The sequence below is a fragment of the Pauljensenia hongkongensis genome (assembly GCF_001746855.1).
Taxonomy (GTDB): Bacteria; Actinomycetota; Actinomycetes; order Actinomycetales; family Actinomycetaceae; genus Pauljensenia; species Pauljensenia hongkongensis.
The window spans coordinates 713,443-728,972 of the sequence record NZ_CP017298.1; the positions used below are offsets into that span (position 1 = coordinate 713,443).

Here is a 15,530-nt window from a genome sequence, read left to right on the forward strand (position 1 = left end):
CGCGGCCTGGTGGTCGCGGGCCGCTCCCTGGCGCTGAGGGGGGCGGCCCGGGCGCTGGGCGCGGGCCTGGCGACCGAGCTGTTCGGGCTGGCTGTGGGCGCGCGCGTGCGCTGCCTGGTCCTGGGCGGGGAGCTGCTGGGCATGACCGCGCGCGAGGGAGCCATCCACGTGCCGGACGACCTGGGGGGCGTGTGGTGGCCCGGCCTCGACCGCGTCACCCGCTCCTGGGCGGGGACTCTGCCCGAGGGGCGAGGCGCGCCGCGCCCGGGGGACGAGCCGGGCGCCTCCGGGCCGTCCCAGGTCCGCGGCGTCGTGGGACGCTGGTGCCAGCGCGTCCTCGACGCGGGGCCGAGCGCGCTCGCCTCCCCCGCCCTCGAGCGGGACCGAGCGTGGGCCGTGGCCGCGGGCGCGCCGTTCGCCGCCCGGCTGCTGGGCGGCATGGAGGCGGCCACCCACCAGGGGAGCCGCCGTTTCGACGGGACGTGGGAGGCGGACGCGCCGGCCCTCCTGGCCGCCTGGCTGGCCGCCAGCCAGTACTGAGGCCACCGTCCAAACGCGGGTCATGACACGCCAGTTCCGCACACTTTCAATCAGCGCTCTTTCCACTGCACTCGCTTTCGCACTTTCAGCGCCAGCAGTCGCGACACCCGAAGACGCTGTCACTCAAATCCTTCAAATCACCCCTGGAGTCTCCAGAGACGAACTGGTCCACGCAGCCAGCGACTGGGCATCAGAAAACGGGACCACCCCGGAGGAAGCGCTCCGTACAACCCTGGACCAACTCCTCGAAGAGCAGAACTCAAACGCTAGCACGCACACAAGCTCCAGCAGCGCGGAATTGGAAACGAGCTCCCCCAACGCTGCCACAGGCAGCACTTCCACTCTCCCCGAGTCATGGTACAAAGGCGACGTCTACTACACTCCGACAGGAGCTCCATGGGCGCACGTTGGAATCTACGGCGGCACCTGGTGGGTGGTGGAGGCCAGTGGTCCCGGTTACAAATCCGACTGGTACCGACACACCTCCATTACAATCCGCTCCGGCGCAAAACAGGTCTACTACCATGTCTCGCAAGCGACGCAGGACGCCGCAGCCGATTACGCCTACAACAATCTACGCGGTTACAGCTACAATCTGAATTTCGCTTTCAACAAGTCGAAGAATCCGTGGATGCTGAACTGCTCACAGCTCGTCTGGTACGCGTACAAGTATGGAGCCGGAGTAGATATTGACAGCAACGGCGGCCCCGGCGTGTACCCGCACGACATCGTGGAAGGGTCGCTCGCCTACACCTACGCGAACCTCTAGGAGGCGCTGATGCTGTCCCAGTCCCCCCGCGCCCTCTCGGCGCCATCAGCGGGCATCGCAGCCCTCGCGCTCGTGTGCGCCTGCGCCCTGCCGGGGTGCTCGTCGAGCACGGCATTCCCCGAGGTCGGCCAGGACCGCGCGACGACGGCGAACTCGGTTCTGGCGCTGCGCATCGGGAACTCCCCCGGAGTCGGCGCCGACGCCTACAGCACCGGAGTCGGCCGCCTGCTGCTGGTCGACGGAGCGGGGACTGGGAACAGCGTTGACGTGGGCGCCATGATCGACGCCGGACTGGTGTGGAACGCCTCCGGCCTCCACTACGGGACTTCGGGGGCCGAGGTCGCGGTGTCCGACAGCGGGACGACCAGCGTCCCGCGCGGCAAGGACGAGCGCCACGAGCTCAGCCGGTACTCGATCGACGACGGCGCGGCCTCGCTCGCCTTCTACATCGACGGCGACCAACAGGACGCGGTGGCGGTCACCGCCGACGGCGGCAGCGCATTCGCGCCGATCCCAGGCATGCACCCCTTCAACTCCGTCTGCGACGGCCACCTTTACTCCATGACATCGACGCGCTTCCCCGGGAACGGGTCCCTGCCCACCCAGTTGGACGCCTCGGGCCTCCAGGCGGACACCCGTCCGGATGGCCAGGGCCCCGCGGACATGCTCATCCGCGTGGACCCGCATGATGACCCCCAGGCCACCATCGTCGGCATCGCGCCGATGGACGAGGGGCTGGACACCCCCCAGAACGAGGCGCCCTGCTACGACGGCAAAATCTACGTGCCGACATTCCACAAGACGTACCCGGGGGCGAATCCCGACAACGGGCAGGACCCCACCGCGGGCGAACCCGTGCTGCAGGTCTGGGACACCACCAACGGGACGCGCGACCTGGTCCCCATGGCCGGGGACGACGGATCGCCCATCGCGTTCTCCCCCGGGCACCTCGATTGGCTGGTCGGGCACCTATCGGGATCGGTGTACACCTTCGTGACCTCGTACGGCGAGGTGTACAGCACGGACTTGGGCACCGGGACCACGCGGCCGCTGTTCACCGTCCCACTGACCGACCCCGATAGCCAGGCATCCCGTTTCACCGTCGACGCCCAGAACGTCTTCACACTGGACGTCCCCGCCGATTCCGAGGCCCCCCTCACGCTCCGCCGGGATCCCCTCGACGGCGGCGGGGGCGAGGTCCTGCTCACAGTGGACGCGTCTCCTGTCCGCAAGGGCACGTTCCTCACCGGCGGCCCGCTGATGGTGCAGGCCTTCGCGCTTCGCCCGGCCTACATGGAGGACTTCGCGCGCTGACGCCCCGCGACCGGCGGACACAAGGAGCGCCCGAGCCCACCCTGCGCCCGGACCCGCCCCCGCCTCGTGCCCTGTGGACCGGCCCTGCAGCGCCGCGCGCGCCCGATGTAGCCTATGAGTGCGAGTCAGTTGCCCAAGCGGACCGGATCCGCGCAGCACGAGGAAGGCATCGGCGATGAGTGCTTCACCGGATGGGCGGCGTGAGGGATCCCGGGAGCAGGACGGGCCGGGGGGAGGGCGTTCGCCCTCCGGGCGGGTCGTCCTTCCTCTGCCGGGGGCCACGCCGATCTCGCGTTTTCCGTCGGGGATGGTGCCGTTGTCCGGTTCCGTGGCGGGTCCGGCCCCGTATGGGGGCGCGGTGCCGCAGCCCCGTGCGGCGTGGTCCACCTCGAGGAAGCTCTTCGTCCTGGTCATGTTCCTGATAATGCTCGCATTCAACCTCTACCTTCTGCATTCCATCAACTCCTCCTCGTCCTCTGATTGGCGGCAGTCGGATCCGTGGTGGCAGAAGTCCGACATCGTGGAGACGGATTCCGTTCCCTGGGAGGTGGCGGGGGCGGTGGTGCGCCCGGATACCGCCGTTGTGCCGTCGGGCCAGTGGCTCAACGGCCTGCAACAGGCGTGGGGCCTTGACTTTCCCGCAGCCGATGGGGGCGCCGAGCAGAACGTCCGCGTCTCCTCGAATGGGAGCGTTCTGGTGACCCTGGAGAGGGCGAACCTATGGCAGGGCACGGTCAAGGGCTGGGACGTGGGCGGGGGCGAGCCCCGCCAGCTGTGGTCCCACACCGTCCAGGACCTGGACAGCCCCGGTATCGGGGACGAGCGGAAGAGCACGTGGGTGGGCAGCACCCTGTTCGTCGGCCACTACGCGGTCAACGCCGACACGGGCCAGATCGTATCCTTGACGTGGATGCGCCAGGAGGCGGAGGCCCATTCGGACAAGGACCTGCGCGTCACGGCGGACCTGATGCTGGTGGCCTGCGACAGCAGCACGGGCGGGTGTTCGGGGCGCAGGGCGGACGGCACCGTCGTGTGGGAGGCCTCCACCGGGCTGGCCGGCACCGACATGTGGGGCAGCGCCGCGTCCACTGGGCACGACTGGATCTGGCTGGGCAGGACCTCGACATCGAACGTGTTCCTCAACGCCGTCACCGGGCAGGTCAAGACCTCCTCTTTCGAGCCGGCGCAGGGGTGCTGGCGCGCGCCCGCTGCGGACGGGTGGCTGGTCGCCTGCGAGGGGGACTCCCAGATCAGGGCACTCGCAGCGGACGGCACCCCGGTCGAGGCGTTCGACGCCGCCCACTGGCCCGTGTCCACCCGCTCCAAGCACGAGTGCTCCGACGCCAGCGTGCCCGTCTGGGGCCAGGAGCCGACACTGGCCCAGGCCACCGCCTACTACCGCGACTCCGACGCCTCGGCCACGCGCGGCGTCCTCACGCCCGCCGACTGCGGGCACATCGAGTACCAGGCCCCCGACGGGGCCACCACGGCCCTCGACCTGACCGGCGACGACGAACAGCGGGCGTTCACCCTGGGCGATTCGGGGGGCGAGCTCCAGGACCAGCTGTCCGTCAGCGACGACGGGCGGGTCCTGGCCATCGGCAACTCCGTGCTCATCGACCTCACCACCGGCCAATACATGGACTTCGCCGACAGCGCCCCCGACAGGCCCGCACTCATCGCCCCCGCACTCATACTCACCAAGACCAACACCAACCTCACCGCGACCGCACCCCGCTGACCCCAACGACCAGCGCACACCACCAACACCCCCGCCCCGCGCGGCAGCAGCCCAGTGATAAACGCAAGCACCGCCTTGGCTAAGTCCTCCCGGCGAACGGCTCCGGGATAGTGGATCCGACCCCGGAGAAGCCGCTGACGAGAGGGACTTTCCGGCGCGGAAACGCCGTTCCCGCCATTCAGGCGGAAATGCCACGACAAAGGCGTGGTGGGACCTCTGACCCACGCATATGCTGGCGGCACCACGCCCCTCCGAGGAAGGACACCCTATGCGCATCGCCCTCTTCGCCACGTGTCTTGCGGACGTCATGTTCCCGCAAGCCGCGCAGGCCACCGTCACACTCCTCGAGCGCCTCGGGCACGAAGTCGTGTTCCCCGAGGGACAGGTCTGCTGCGGGCAAATGCACGCCAACACCGGTTACTTCGAAGACGCGGCGAAGATCACCCGCAACCACGTGAAAGCGTTCGAACCCGTGCTCGACGGCCAGTGGGACGCGATCGTGGTCCCCTCCGGGTCCTGCACCGGCGCGGCCCGCCACGAGCAGCGCGTCGTCGCCGAGCACGTCGGCGACCACGAACTGGCCAAGCGCTCCGCCCAGATCGCCGCCCACACCTACGACCTCACCGAGCTCATCACCGACGTGCTGGGCATGGAGGACGTGGGCGCGTACTTCCCGCACACCGTCACCTACCACCCCACCTGCCACTCGCTGCGCATCGCACGGGTCGGCGACCGCCCCTACCGCCTGCTGCGCGCCGTCGAGGCGCTCACCCTGGTGGACCTGCCCGACGCCGAGGTGTGCTGCGGGTTCGGCGGGACGTTCTCGATCAAGAACGCGCAGACCTCCACGTCGATGCTGGCCGACAAGGTCGCCAACGTCATGTCCACCCGCGCCGAGGTGCTCGTCATGGGCGACTACTCCTGCCTCATGCACGTGGGCGGCGGCCTGTCGCGACTCCAGTCGGGCATCCGCCCCATGCACCTCGCCGAGATCCTCGCCTCCACCAAGGACCAGCCGTTCCTCGGGAACATCTCCTTCGCCCCAGAAAGCGCCCAGGTGATCTGACAATGACCGCAACATTCATCGGGATGCCCGCAGTCGCCGACTCGGCCTCCTCCGACGTCCACACCGGCGGGTGGCGCACCACCGTCGACATCCCAGAGGACACCCTGCGCTGGGGCACCACCTTCCCCGAGGGCGCGAAGAAGACCCTGGCGAACACGCAGATGCGCCGCAACCTGGGCCACGCCACGCGCACGATCCGCACGAAGCGCGGACAGCGCGTCGAGGAGATGCCGGACTGGGAGGACCTGCGCAACGCCGCCGAGGCCGTGAAGTTCGAAGTCGAATCGCGGCTGCCCGAACTGCTCGAAGAGTTCGAGCGCAACGTCACCGCCCGTGGGGGCATCGTCCACTGGGCGCGCGACAAGCACGAGGCGAACCGCATCATCGCGGGCATCATCAAGTCCAAGGGCGTCGACGAGGTCGTCAAGGTCAAGTCGATGGCCACCCAGGAGACGAACCTCAACGAGTACCTCAAGGACCAGGGGATCTCCGCGCGCGAGACGGACCTGGCCGAGATGATCGTCCAGCTGGCCGACGACATGCCCAGCCACATCGTGGTCCCCGCCATCCACCGCAACCGCTCCGAGGTGCGCGGCATCTTCCTGGACCGCATGGAGGACGCCCCCGAGGACCTGTCCGACGACCCGACCGAGCTCACCGGCGTCGCCCGGGCGCACCTGCGCAAGAAGTTCCTGCACGCCAAGGTCGCGGTCTCGGGCACCAACATGGGCATCGCGGAGACGGGCACCGTGTCCATCTTCGAGTCCGAGGGCAACGGCCGCATGTGCCTGACGCTGCCCGACACCCTCATCACCCTGATGGGCATCGAGAAGCTGGTCCCCCGCTTCCAGGACGTGGAGATCTTCTCGCAGCTGCTGCCGCGCAGCGCCACCGGCGAGCGCATGAACCCGTACACCTCCATGTGGACGGGCGTCACGCCCGGCGACGGCCCCCAGGAGTTCCACCTGGTGCTCATGGACAACGGGCGCACGAAGACCCTGGCGGACCCGATCGGCAGGCAGGCCCTGGCGTGCATCCGCTGCGGCTCGTGCATGAACATCTGCCCCGTGTACCAGCACACCTCCGGCCACGCCTACGGCTCCGTGTACCCCGGGCCGATCGGCGCGATCCTCACCCCCCAGCTCACCCAGGGCATGGCCCACGACGACCCGGTGCACACCCTGCCCTTCGCCTCGTCCCTGTGCGGCGCGTGCGGCGACGTGTGCCCCGTCAAGATCGAGATCCCCACGATCCTCATCCACCTGCGGGCCCGCACCGTCGACGAGAAGCACGCCGTGCTGCCCGACGTGTGGGACCTGGCGATGGGCTCGGCCACGCCCGTCATGTCGAACGCGAAGCTGTGGACCGCGGCGGGCATGGCCGTGAAGGCGACACGGCTCGTCGGCGGCAAGAAGGGGCGCATCGGCGCCCTGCCCTTCCCCGCCTCGTTGTGGACGGGGGCGCGGGATCTGCCCACGGCGCCGAAGGAGACCTTCCGCCAGTGGTGGAAGCGGACCCACCCGGACTCGGATGCCTCGTCGACCCGCTGGGACGCCCCCGCCCGGGGGATCCCGCTGGCCAGCGAGCACGGCATGACGACCCGCACGAACGACGACACCACGGAGGACTGACATGGCTCCCATGGACGCGAAGACCGCGATTCTGGCCCGTGCGCGCGACGCGATCGGGCGCTCGCAGCAGGGCCGCCCCGTGCGCCCCATCCCCCGGGACTACATCCGCTCCACGGCGGACGCCCCCGGCTCGGACGCCGTGGTCGGGGAGATGATCGAGAAGCTCGAGGACTACTCGGCGAAGGTGGTCCTGGCGCCCACTGACGCCAAGGTGGCCGACGCCATCGACTCCTTCCTGGAGGGCATGGGCTCCGTCGTGGTCCCCACCGGGCTGGACGCGCCCTTCAAGAAGGCCGCCGCCCGGTCGGGCCGCACTGTGCGCGAGGACTCGCGGGAGAAGGCGATCCCCACCCTGGAGCTGGACGCCATCGACGCTGTGGTGACGCGCTCGCGCGTCGGCATCTCGATCTCCGGCACGATCGTGCTGGACGGCGAGCCCGACCAGGGGCGCCGCGCGATCTCCCTGGTGCCGGACACGCACGTGGTGGTGCTGGAACGCTCGGCGATCGTCCCCACGGTGCCGCAGGCGGTCGATGTCCTGGGCGAGAACCCCCTGCGCCCGATGACGTGGATCGCGGGCGGTTCGGCGACCAGCGACATCGAGCTGGTGCGGGTCAACGGCGTGCACGGCCCCCGCAACCTGCGGGTCGTCATCGCGCACTGACTCCCTGGCCCCGCTTTTCCGGCCCCCGTCCCGCCCACTATTCGGTGGGCGGGGCGGGGGCCGCACTCGCGTGGCATCCGTCCCGCGCTCCCCCGCAACCATCGTCAACCGGGCACGGGCCACTCCCGGTCCCGCCCGCTCGTACGAGCCCCCTGTTCAACCGCGCCCCGCAGTGGGACAATGGGACTGGGCACCGCCCGCGGACGCGCCGTGCCCACAGCCGCCCCGCGTTCGTTCCAACCGCCGAGAACCACCCAGGAGCCCCTCATGACAACGTTGTCCCAATCGGACCTCGCCCCCGACTACGACCGTTCCCGCATCACGACGGGCATCGTGCACATGGGCGTCGGCGGCTTCCACCGCGCCCACCAGGCCGCCTACCTCGACGACCTCATGAGGCGCGGCGAGGCACTGGACTGGGGGATCTGCGGCGTGGGCCTGATGCCGCAGGACACGCGCATGCGTGACGCGCTGCGCGGCCAGGACTACCTGTACTCCCTCACCCTCAAGCACCCCGGAGGGCGGGCCGAGTCCCGCGTCATCGGGTCGATCCACGACTACCTCTTCGCCCCCGACGACCCCGGGGCCGTCCTGGGAGTCATGACCGCGCCGACGACGCGCATCGTGTCCCTGACGGTGACGGAGGGCGGTTACAACGTCGACGACGCCACCGGCCTGTTCCGCACGGAGTCCGAGGGCGCCGCCCGCGACGCCGCCGATCCGCACCACCCGACGACCAGTTTCGGCTACATCGTGGAGGCCCTGCGCCGGCGCCGCGACGCCGGCGTCCCCCCGTTCACGGTGATGAGCTGCGACAACCTGCCCGGCAACGGGAAGGTGGCGCGCACGGCCGTCGTGTCGCAGGCGCGGATGAGCGACCCGGTCTTCGCGCAGTGGATCGACGACAATGTCGCCTTCCCCAACTGCATGGTCGACCGCATCACCCCGCAGACGACGCCCGCGGACATCGAGTCCGTCCGCGAGCGCCTGGGCGTGGAGGACGCGTGGCCGGTGGTGTGCGAGCCCTTCACGCAGTGGGTTCTGGAGGACCGCTTCACCGACGGGCGCCCGCCCTTCGAGGACGTCGGCGTGCAGATGGTGTCCGACGTGGTGCCCTACGAGCTCATGAAACTGCGCCTGCTCAACGCCTCGCACCAGGGCCTCGCCCACTGGGGGCGGCTGTTGGGCATCGAGTACGCGCACGACGCCGCCGCCGATCCGGACATCGCCGCCTGGGTGCGCGCCTACTTGGAGCGCGAGGCCCGCCCGACGCTGCGGCCCGTGCCCGGCATCGATCTGGACGGGTACGTGGACACGCTCTTCGAGCGCTTCACGAACGAGGCCATCGCCGACACGCTGTTCCGCTTGGCCCAGGACGCGTCGAACAGGATGCCGAAGTTCGTGCTGGGCACTGTGCGCGACAACCTGGCATCCGGGGGCCCGATCCGCTTGGGCGCCGCGATGGTGGCCGCGTGGGCGCTGGGCGATGAGGGCGTCGACGAGGCGGGCGCCCCGATCGCGGTCGACGACCCGGCTGGCGCGCGCCTGCTGGAGCTGGCGGCGGCCCAGAAGGCCGGTGACGACCGCGCCTTCGTCTCCGACACCGCGGTGTTCGGCGACTTGGCCGGCCAGGAGCGCTTCGTCGAGGAGTTCGCCTCGCAGCTGAGGGCACTGCGGGCGGAGGGCGCCCGCGCCCGGATGCGGGCGCTCGTCGGCTGAGCGCGGGCCCGGTGGTCCATTTTGCGTCTGAGTCTGACGGTTTCGAGCGGATTCGCACGAATCCGGGCAGACTCAGACGCTTTTTGGAACAGCTGCCCCTTGCGCCCCCGTTTCCACCCGGGACTCAGACGCATTGTGGAACTCGGGACGCGCCGCGAGCAGGGTCCAGTCCCGTGCTGCGGCCTAACCCAGGATCCCGGGCCGGGCGGCGCGCAGGTGGCGTCCCGTGACCGAGTCCGGGCGGGCCGCCACGTCACGGGGCGCGCCCTGCGCCACGATGCGCCCGCCGTCGGCCCCGCCGCCGGGCCCCATGTCGATCACCCAGTCGGAGTTGGCGATGACGTCCAGGTCGTGCTCGATGACGACGACGGTGGCACCGCGGTCGATGAGGCGCTGGAGCACGTCGAGGAGGACCTGCACGTCGTCGGGGTGCAATCCGATGGTCGGCTCGTCGAAGACGAAGAGCGCTCCCTCCTGGCGCCGCCCCATCTCCGAGGCGAGTTTGAGCCGCTGCGCCTCGCCTCCGGACAGTGCGGGCGTGGCCTCGCCGAGCGCCAGGTAGCCGAGTCCCAAGCCCGACAGGGTGCCGAGCAGCGCGCCCGCTTTCTTCAGGCCCTGCACCGCTCCCCGCGCGTCGTCCACGCTCATGGCCATGATGTCGGGCAGGCTAAGCCCGTCGCGCCGGATCCCGTGGGCCTGCGCGCTGTACCTGCTGCCCCGGCAGTCCGTGCACTCGATGTCCACGTCGGGCAGGAACTGCACGTCGAGGGTGATCTGGCCGGTCCCGTCGCACGTGGGGCAGCGCAGCGAGCCCGTGTTGTAGGAGAAGGCGCCCGCCTTGAGGCCCGCCGCCCTTGCCTTCTCAGTGCGCGCGAACGCCCGGCGCAGCTCGTCCAGGACACCGGAGTACGTGGCGACGGTGGAGCGCACATTGACGCCGATGGGCGTCGCGTCGATCAGGTTCACCCGCGTCACGCCCGCCGCGTCCACGTCCCGCACGTGCGCGGGCAGCGCCTCCCCCGCCAGGGCCGCGCGCAGGGCGGGCACCAGGGACTCCAGGACCATCGTCGTCTTGCCCGATCCGCTGACCCCGGTGACCGCCGTGAGCGCTCCCACCGGGATGTCGACGCCCAGGGGGTGGACCGTGTGGATCCGCGAGGTCTCCAGGTGGATGGCGCCGCGCCCGTCAGCGCCCGCCTCGCCGTGCCCGTCACTGCCTGGGCCGCCGCATTCGTCAGCGCCCGCCTCGCCGTGCCCGTCCGTTCCCGCGCGCTCCCGGTCCCAGCCCGCCCGGCGCTCCACCCGGCGCCTCCCGGCCAGGTACGGGCCGATACGGGAGGCTGGGGCGGCTGAGGCCCCGGGGACAGGGCCCTGGTAGACGACGCGTCCGCCGTCCGCGCCCGCGCCCGGGCCGATCTCGATGAGGTGGTCGGCTGCGGCCAGCACCCGGGTGTCGTGGTCGACCACGACGACGGAGTTCCCATCCTCGATGAGCTCGCGGACGATGTCCAGGACGCCGTCGACGTTGGAGGGGTGCAGGCCGATGGTGGGTTCGTCCAGGACGTAGAGGACGCCGGTCGTGCGGTTGCGGACAGCGCGGGCCAGCTGCACGCGCTGGCGCTCGCCGTTGGACAGTGTGGAGGAGGCGCGGTCGAGCGAGAGGTAGGACAGGCCCAGGTCGGCCAGGCGCTCCATGGGCTCGGCCATCTCGTCGACGATGACGCGGGCCATGGGCGCGACCTCGTCGGGGACGAGGCCGGGCACGCGCGCCGCCCACTCGCGCAGTCCGCTCAGGGTCAGGTGCGAGGCCTGGCCCAAGTCGATGCCGCCGATGAGGGTCGAGCGCACCCGCTCCCCCAGGCGCGTGCCGTCGCAGGCGGGGCACGTGCGCGTGATGAGGTACTTGCCGACGCGGGCGAGGGCCTTCTCGTCCTTGGCCTTGGCGAGCGCGTTCTCCACGGTGGCGACCGCGTTGAAGTAGGTGAAGTCCAGTTCCGCGCCGCCCGTCTTCGTGGAGACCACGATGTGCCGTTTCTCGGCGGGCCCCTCGTAGACGATGGCCCTCTCCTCCTCGCTGAGGTCGCGGAAAGGCACGTTCGTGCGCACCCCCATCTCGCGTGCGACGTCCTTCATGAGCTTCCACATGAGGGAGCCCCACGGCGAGACTGCCCCCTGGTCGATGGTGAGCGACTCGTCGGGCACCAGGGCGGCGCGGTCGACGACGCGTTGGACCCCGGTGCCCTCGCACACGGGGCAGGCCCCGGTGGAGTTGAAGGCCATCTCCTCGGCGCCCAGTCCGTGGAAGGACTCACCGCACTGGGGGCACACGAGCGGCACTTCCAGGGCAACGTTGCGCGAGGGCGGCACGCGGTGCCCGCTGGGGCACAGGTAGGAGCCGGCGCGCGAGAACAGCAGGCGCAGGTGGTTGAGCAGCTCCGTGGCCGTGCCGAAGGTGGAGCGCACGTCGGGCACACCCGGCCTTTGGCGCAGGGCGAGGGCGGCGGGGACGTGGGCGACCCGGTCGACCGGCGCCCTGGCGGCCTGGGAGATGCGCCTGCGCGTGTAGGTCGCCAGGGACTCCAGGTAGCGGCGGGATCCTTCCGCGTAGAGGGTGCCCAGGGCCAGGGAGGACTTGCCCGACCCGGACACTCCCGCGATAGCGACGAAAGAGTTTAAGGGGACGTCGACGTCGAGGTCCTTGAGGTTGTGGACGCGCGCTCCGCGCACTTGGATGCTGGAGGGGGTCGTGCGGTGGGGCATGTGTTTCCATTCGGGTCGACGAGGCGGGGGCCGGTCCGCCTGGTCCCACAGTAGCGCCGCCGCCCCGCGCGGGGAGGCAGGAAGTTCGGGATCGCGGACGCTCAATTCGTGGTTAGCGCCGCCGCCCCGCGCGGGGAGGCAGGGCGTCGTTCCACCGCCTACTGACAAGCCCTCCCCGGTGCAAGCCCGCCGAGCCGTGCGCGCGGGAAGGCGCGCCCGCCGGTCTTGAGGACGCGCAGCGCCTCCCTCGTCAAGTCGCGCGCGCGGGGAGGCGCGGGCGGCCCCCGCTCCGCCATGGGTTCGCACGGGCACCAACCCGTGCGGGCGAGACGGCACACCTGAGGGGGCGGGCCCCGCCCCAACGGAAGGGCACCAACCCGTGCGGGCGAGACGGCACGGCGGCACCACCGGCCACGCGGAATCTCGCGCCACCGGGAGCGCCTCTCCACTTATGCCCTGCCATGCCCCCGGTTTCTCAGTCTTCTTGGGGGTCCAAGTGGTGCGGAGGCGGTCTGAGTCGCGCAGTGGCACCCCGGCACGCAATGCTGAAACTCGCACTCCTCGGTGCGAACGCGGTCTGAGTCGCGCAGTGGCACCCCTATGGGAAACGCAGTGGTCGGGAGCCCCGCATCGGGGCAGGTTGCGGCAGTAGGCGCATCTCCTCGGCTTCCTCCCGCAGTCGATGGACCGCGCATTGGGGCACCTTACAGTGCATTGGGGCAGGCTACCGTGCATTGGGGTAGGTTACTAGCCTGCCCCAATGGGGGTTAACCTGCCCCAGTAGGTGGTTTCCTGCCCCAATGCGGGCCCGAGCGCCACCAACTGGGCGAGCACACCGTCCACGCCGCGGTGGTTTCCTGCCCCAATGCGGGCCCGAGCGCCACCTGACGACGTTGGTCCGCCCGAGGCTGGGTGGTTTCCCGCCCCAATGCTCCCCCTCTTCATCGAGTCCCTGGCTGAGGCGTTGTTCAAGGGCGCCATGACTCTCAAGGACACGAACAACGGAGCACGCCGCCCCCGGCGACGCGCCATAAGCCGGGCGCACACAGACCCGGAGGGCACTAAGAACCCGCCGACTCAGTGCTGGCCAATAGCCGGGCGCTGGCCAATAGCCGGGCGCGCGGGCCGGACCCAGGCCCAGCCCGCGCGCCCCGCCGCGGTAGTCGTAGTGGTCGGGCCGCTACTCCTTCTTGGCGGCCTCGCGGTTGCCCAGGCGGACCTTCTCAACGGTCCTGCCCTGGCCGAAGTCGTCCTCCTTGAACCCGAAGAAGTAGGTGCACACGAAGGCGACGGCGAGCGCCACGAAGGACGCGATCCAGAAGTTGACGGCGGAGGAGGTGTCCTTGCCGGTGGGGTCCACGAAGGACGCGAACCCGGTGAACGCCCCGGCGAAGCCGTACATGTTGATGTTGAGCAGGCCGGTGACCAGGCCGCCGGCGGCCCCGCCGACCGAGGCGGTGAGGAAGGCGCGCCCGTACTTGAGGTTGAGGCCGTACATGGCGGGCTCGGTGACCCCGCAGAACGCGGAGATCGTGGCGGGACCGGCCAGGGAGCGGATCTTCGCGCTGCGGGCCTTGATCCAGAAGGCCAGGGCGCCGCCGCCCTGCGCGATCATCGTGGCGGACACGATGGCGTTGATCGTGGAGGACTGCCCGTGGACGGCAAGCTGCTGGGCGATCACGGGGATCACGGCCCAGTGCAGGCCGAAGATCACGAGGCACTGGTAGAAGGCGCCGATGACGAGGCCCGCGAAGGCGTAGTTGATGGCCAGCACCCAGTTCAGCCCGGCCGCGACGCCGCCGGAGACGAACATGATGATGGGTCCGAAGACGGTGAACAGCAGCGTGGAGATCACGAAGATCTCGATGAGCGGGGCGAAGATGGAGTGGACCACGGCGGGGATCCACTTCTTGAGCAGGGGCTCGATCTTGGACGCCAGCCACGCCCCCACGATGATCGGGAAGATCGAGTAGGCGTAGGCGTTGTCCAGCGGCAGGGAGATGGGGATCCCGAAGAGTTCCGCGTTGAAGTTCACGCCCAGCAGCGTGTGCAGCACGTGGTACCCGGGAGCATCGTGCTTGGCCAGCTGGACGATCGACGGGTAGGCCAGGACGCCGCCGATGATCGCGACGATGATCGGGTCGGCGCCCAGGCGCTTGGCGGCCGTGAAACCGATGATGATGGGCAGGAAGAAGAACATCGAGTCCGCCATCGCGTTGAGGATGATGTTCGTGTCGGAGTCCTTCACCAGCCAGCCGACCTGGACCAGCAGGCCCAGCAGGCCCTTGAGGATGCCCGATCCGGCCAGGACGCCGACGACGGGGATCATCGACCCGGTGATGACGCCGATCAGAGAGCTGAACCCGTACTTCACCCAGCCCAGGGGGGTGGTGGGCTTCTCGACGGGGTCGGCCGCCGCCTCGTCGTCCCCGGCCGCGCCCTGCGGGAGCCGCTTGACGATCTCCTGGTAGACGTCGCCGACGGTGGCGCCGATGACGACCTGGTACTGCCCGCCGGCCTTGGCGACGTCGATGACGCCGTCGATGTCGGCGACGGCCGCGTCATCGGCCTTGGCGTCGTCCTTGAGGTAGAAGCGCACGCGGGTGATGCAGTGGATGACGGAGGCGACGTTGTCCGCGCCGCCGATGCCGTCGATGATGCGGACGGCCTGCAGGGCGAACCCGGTCAGGCCCTCGTAGCCGTCGTCCGCCTCGACGGCGGCGCCCGCCGCTTCCGGTGCGGTTCCCGACGACGCGGCGCTGGTGCCGGACGAGGCGGGGGCCGCCTCCGCCTGGGCGGGCGCGGCAGGAGCGGCGGCCTTGAGGAGGGCGTCGGCGACGGGGTCGCCGGCCTGGGCCCGGCCGGTCCGCACGTCGAGGGACTCCACGCGCTTCTTGGAGTTGGTGATGACGGTGATGGCGACCGTGGACTTACCGGCGGCCTCGACGGCGGCCAGATCCATCGTCCCGACCGGGCCGCCCGCCTGCACGGTGTCGCCCTTGGCGACGACGAGGCGGAAGGGCGCGCCCTTGAGCTCGACGGTGTCGACGCCCAGGTGGAGCAGCACCTGCAGCCCGTCGGCGGTTTCGAAGCCGACGGCGTGGCCGGTGTCGGCCACCATCGTGATCCGCCCTGAGACGGGGGCCACGACCGTGTTCTCCTCGGGGACCACACCGAAGCCGACGCCCATGGCGCCCCCGGCGAATGCGGGGTCGGGGATGTCGGCCTGGGCGATGACGTCGCCCGGCATCGGGGCGAGCAGTGACGCCCTCTGCTGTGGTGATTCGGACATGGTTGTTCCTTTCGTGCCGTGTTCGGGCACCGTG

The 15,530-nt window shown here is 70.3% G+C and carries 10 protein-coding genes; 8 read left to right on the plus strand and 2 right to left on the minus strand.

Annotation, left to right across the window (positions count from 1 at the left end; translation table 11 throughout):
* The 8 genes from BH719_RS02975 to BH719_RS03010 all read left to right on the plus strand — a co-directional run.
* On the plus strand, positions 1 to 540 hold a 540-nt coding region (locus BH719_RS02975; protein ID WP_034255186.1), incomplete at its 5' end, for a hypothetical protein.
* A gap of 22 nt (positions 541 to 562) precedes the next feature.
* Positions 563 to 1,309, plus strand: a complete 747-nt coding sequence (locus tag BH719_RS02980; protein ID WP_009743259.1) for a hypothetical protein — start codon at positions 563 to 565, stop codon at positions 1,307 to 1,309.
* A 9-nt stretch (positions 1,310 to 1,318) separates the two neighbouring features.
* A complete protein-coding gene (locus BH719_RS02985; protein ID WP_009743260.1) occupies positions 1,319 to 2,623 on the plus strand; it encodes a hypothetical protein in 1,305 nt (434 codons plus the stop codon).
* Positions 2,624 to 2,981: 358 nt separating this feature from the next.
* Positions 2,982 to 4,364 (plus strand): hypothetical protein, encoded by a 1,383-nt coding sequence (locus tag BH719_RS02990; protein WP_245683310.1) that lies wholly within the window; start codon positions 2,982 to 2,984, stop codon positions 4,362 to 4,364.
* A 268-nt stretch (positions 4,365 to 4,632) separates the two neighbouring features.
* Positions 4,633 to 5,430, plus strand: coding sequence for a (Fe-S)-binding protein (locus BH719_RS02995; protein ID WP_009743262.1), 798 nt, complete (start codon positions 4,633 to 4,635; stop codon positions 5,428 to 5,430).
* A 2-nt stretch (positions 5,431 to 5,432) separates the two neighbouring features.
* Positions 5,433 to 7,061, plus strand: coding sequence for a LutB/LldF family L-lactate oxidation iron-sulfur protein (locus BH719_RS03000; protein WP_009743263.1), 1,629 nt, complete (start codon positions 5,433 to 5,435; stop codon positions 7,059 to 7,061).
* A gap of 10 nt (positions 7,062 to 7,071) precedes the next feature.
* Entirely contained in the window at positions 7,072 to 7,725 is a 654-nt protein-coding gene (locus BH719_RS03005) for a LutC/YkgG family protein (RefSeq protein ID WP_021614548.1), read from the plus strand.
* A 267-nt stretch (positions 7,726 to 7,992) separates the two neighbouring features.
* On the plus strand, positions 7,993 to 9,444 hold the full coding sequence (locus tag BH719_RS03010; RefSeq protein ID WP_009743265.1) for a mannitol dehydrogenase family protein: 1,452 nt from the start codon (positions 7,993 to 7,995) through the stop codon (positions 9,442 to 9,444).
* 183 nt (positions 9,445 to 9,627) lie between these two features.
* Here BH719_RS03010 and BH719_RS03015 read toward each other — a convergent pair whose 3' ends face one another.
* Together BH719_RS03015 and BH719_RS03020 are read right to left on the minus strand one after the other, a co-directional pair.
* Positions 9,628 to 12,204 (minus strand): excinuclease ABC subunit UvrA, encoded by a 2,577-nt coding sequence (locus tag BH719_RS03015; RefSeq protein WP_034255187.1) that lies wholly within the window; start codon positions 12,202 to 12,204, stop codon positions 9,628 to 9,630.
* A 1,180-nt stretch (positions 12,205 to 13,384) separates the two neighbouring features.
* Positions 13,385 to 15,496: a PTS sugar transporter subunit IIABC gene (locus tag BH719_RS03020; RefSeq protein ID WP_009743267.1), complete on the minus strand. Its 2,112-nt coding sequence runs from the start codon at positions 15,494 to 15,496 to the stop codon at positions 13,385 to 13,387.
* Positions 15,497 to 15,530: the final 34 nt, after the last annotated feature.

Excerpts from the sequence above, each read along its gene's own strand:
- BH719_RS02985 (WP_009743260.1), top strand. The coding sequence starts at position 1,319 with ATGCTGTCCCAGTCCCCCCGCGCCCTCTCGGCGCCATCAGCGGGCATC.
- BH719_RS03000 (WP_009743263.1), top strand. The coding sequence starts at position 5,433 with ATGACCGCAACATTCATCGGGATGCCCGCAGTCGCCGACTCGGCCTCC.
- BH719_RS02980 (WP_009743259.1), top strand. The coding sequence starts at position 563 with ATGACACGCCAGTTCCGCACACTTTCAATCAGCGCTCTTTCCACTGCA.
- BH719_RS03010 (WP_009743265.1), top strand. The coding sequence starts at position 7,993 with ATGACAACGTTGTCCCAATCGGACCTCGCCCCCGACTACGACCGTTCC.
- BH719_RS03020 (WP_009743267.1), bottom strand. The coding sequence starts at position 15,496 with ATGTCCGAATCACCACAGCAGAGGGCGTCACTGCTCGCCCCGATGCCG.
- BH719_RS03005 (WP_021614548.1), top strand. The coding sequence starts at position 7,072 with ATGGACGCGAAGACCGCGATTCTGGCCCGTGCGCGCGACGCGATCGGG.
- BH719_RS03015 (WP_034255187.1), bottom strand. The coding sequence starts at position 12,204 with ATGCCCCACCGCACGACCCCCTCCAGCATCCAAGTGCGCGGAGCGCGC.
- BH719_RS02995 (WP_009743262.1), top strand. The coding sequence starts at position 4,633 with ATGCGCATCGCCCTCTTCGCCACGTGTCTTGCGGACGTCATGTTCCCG.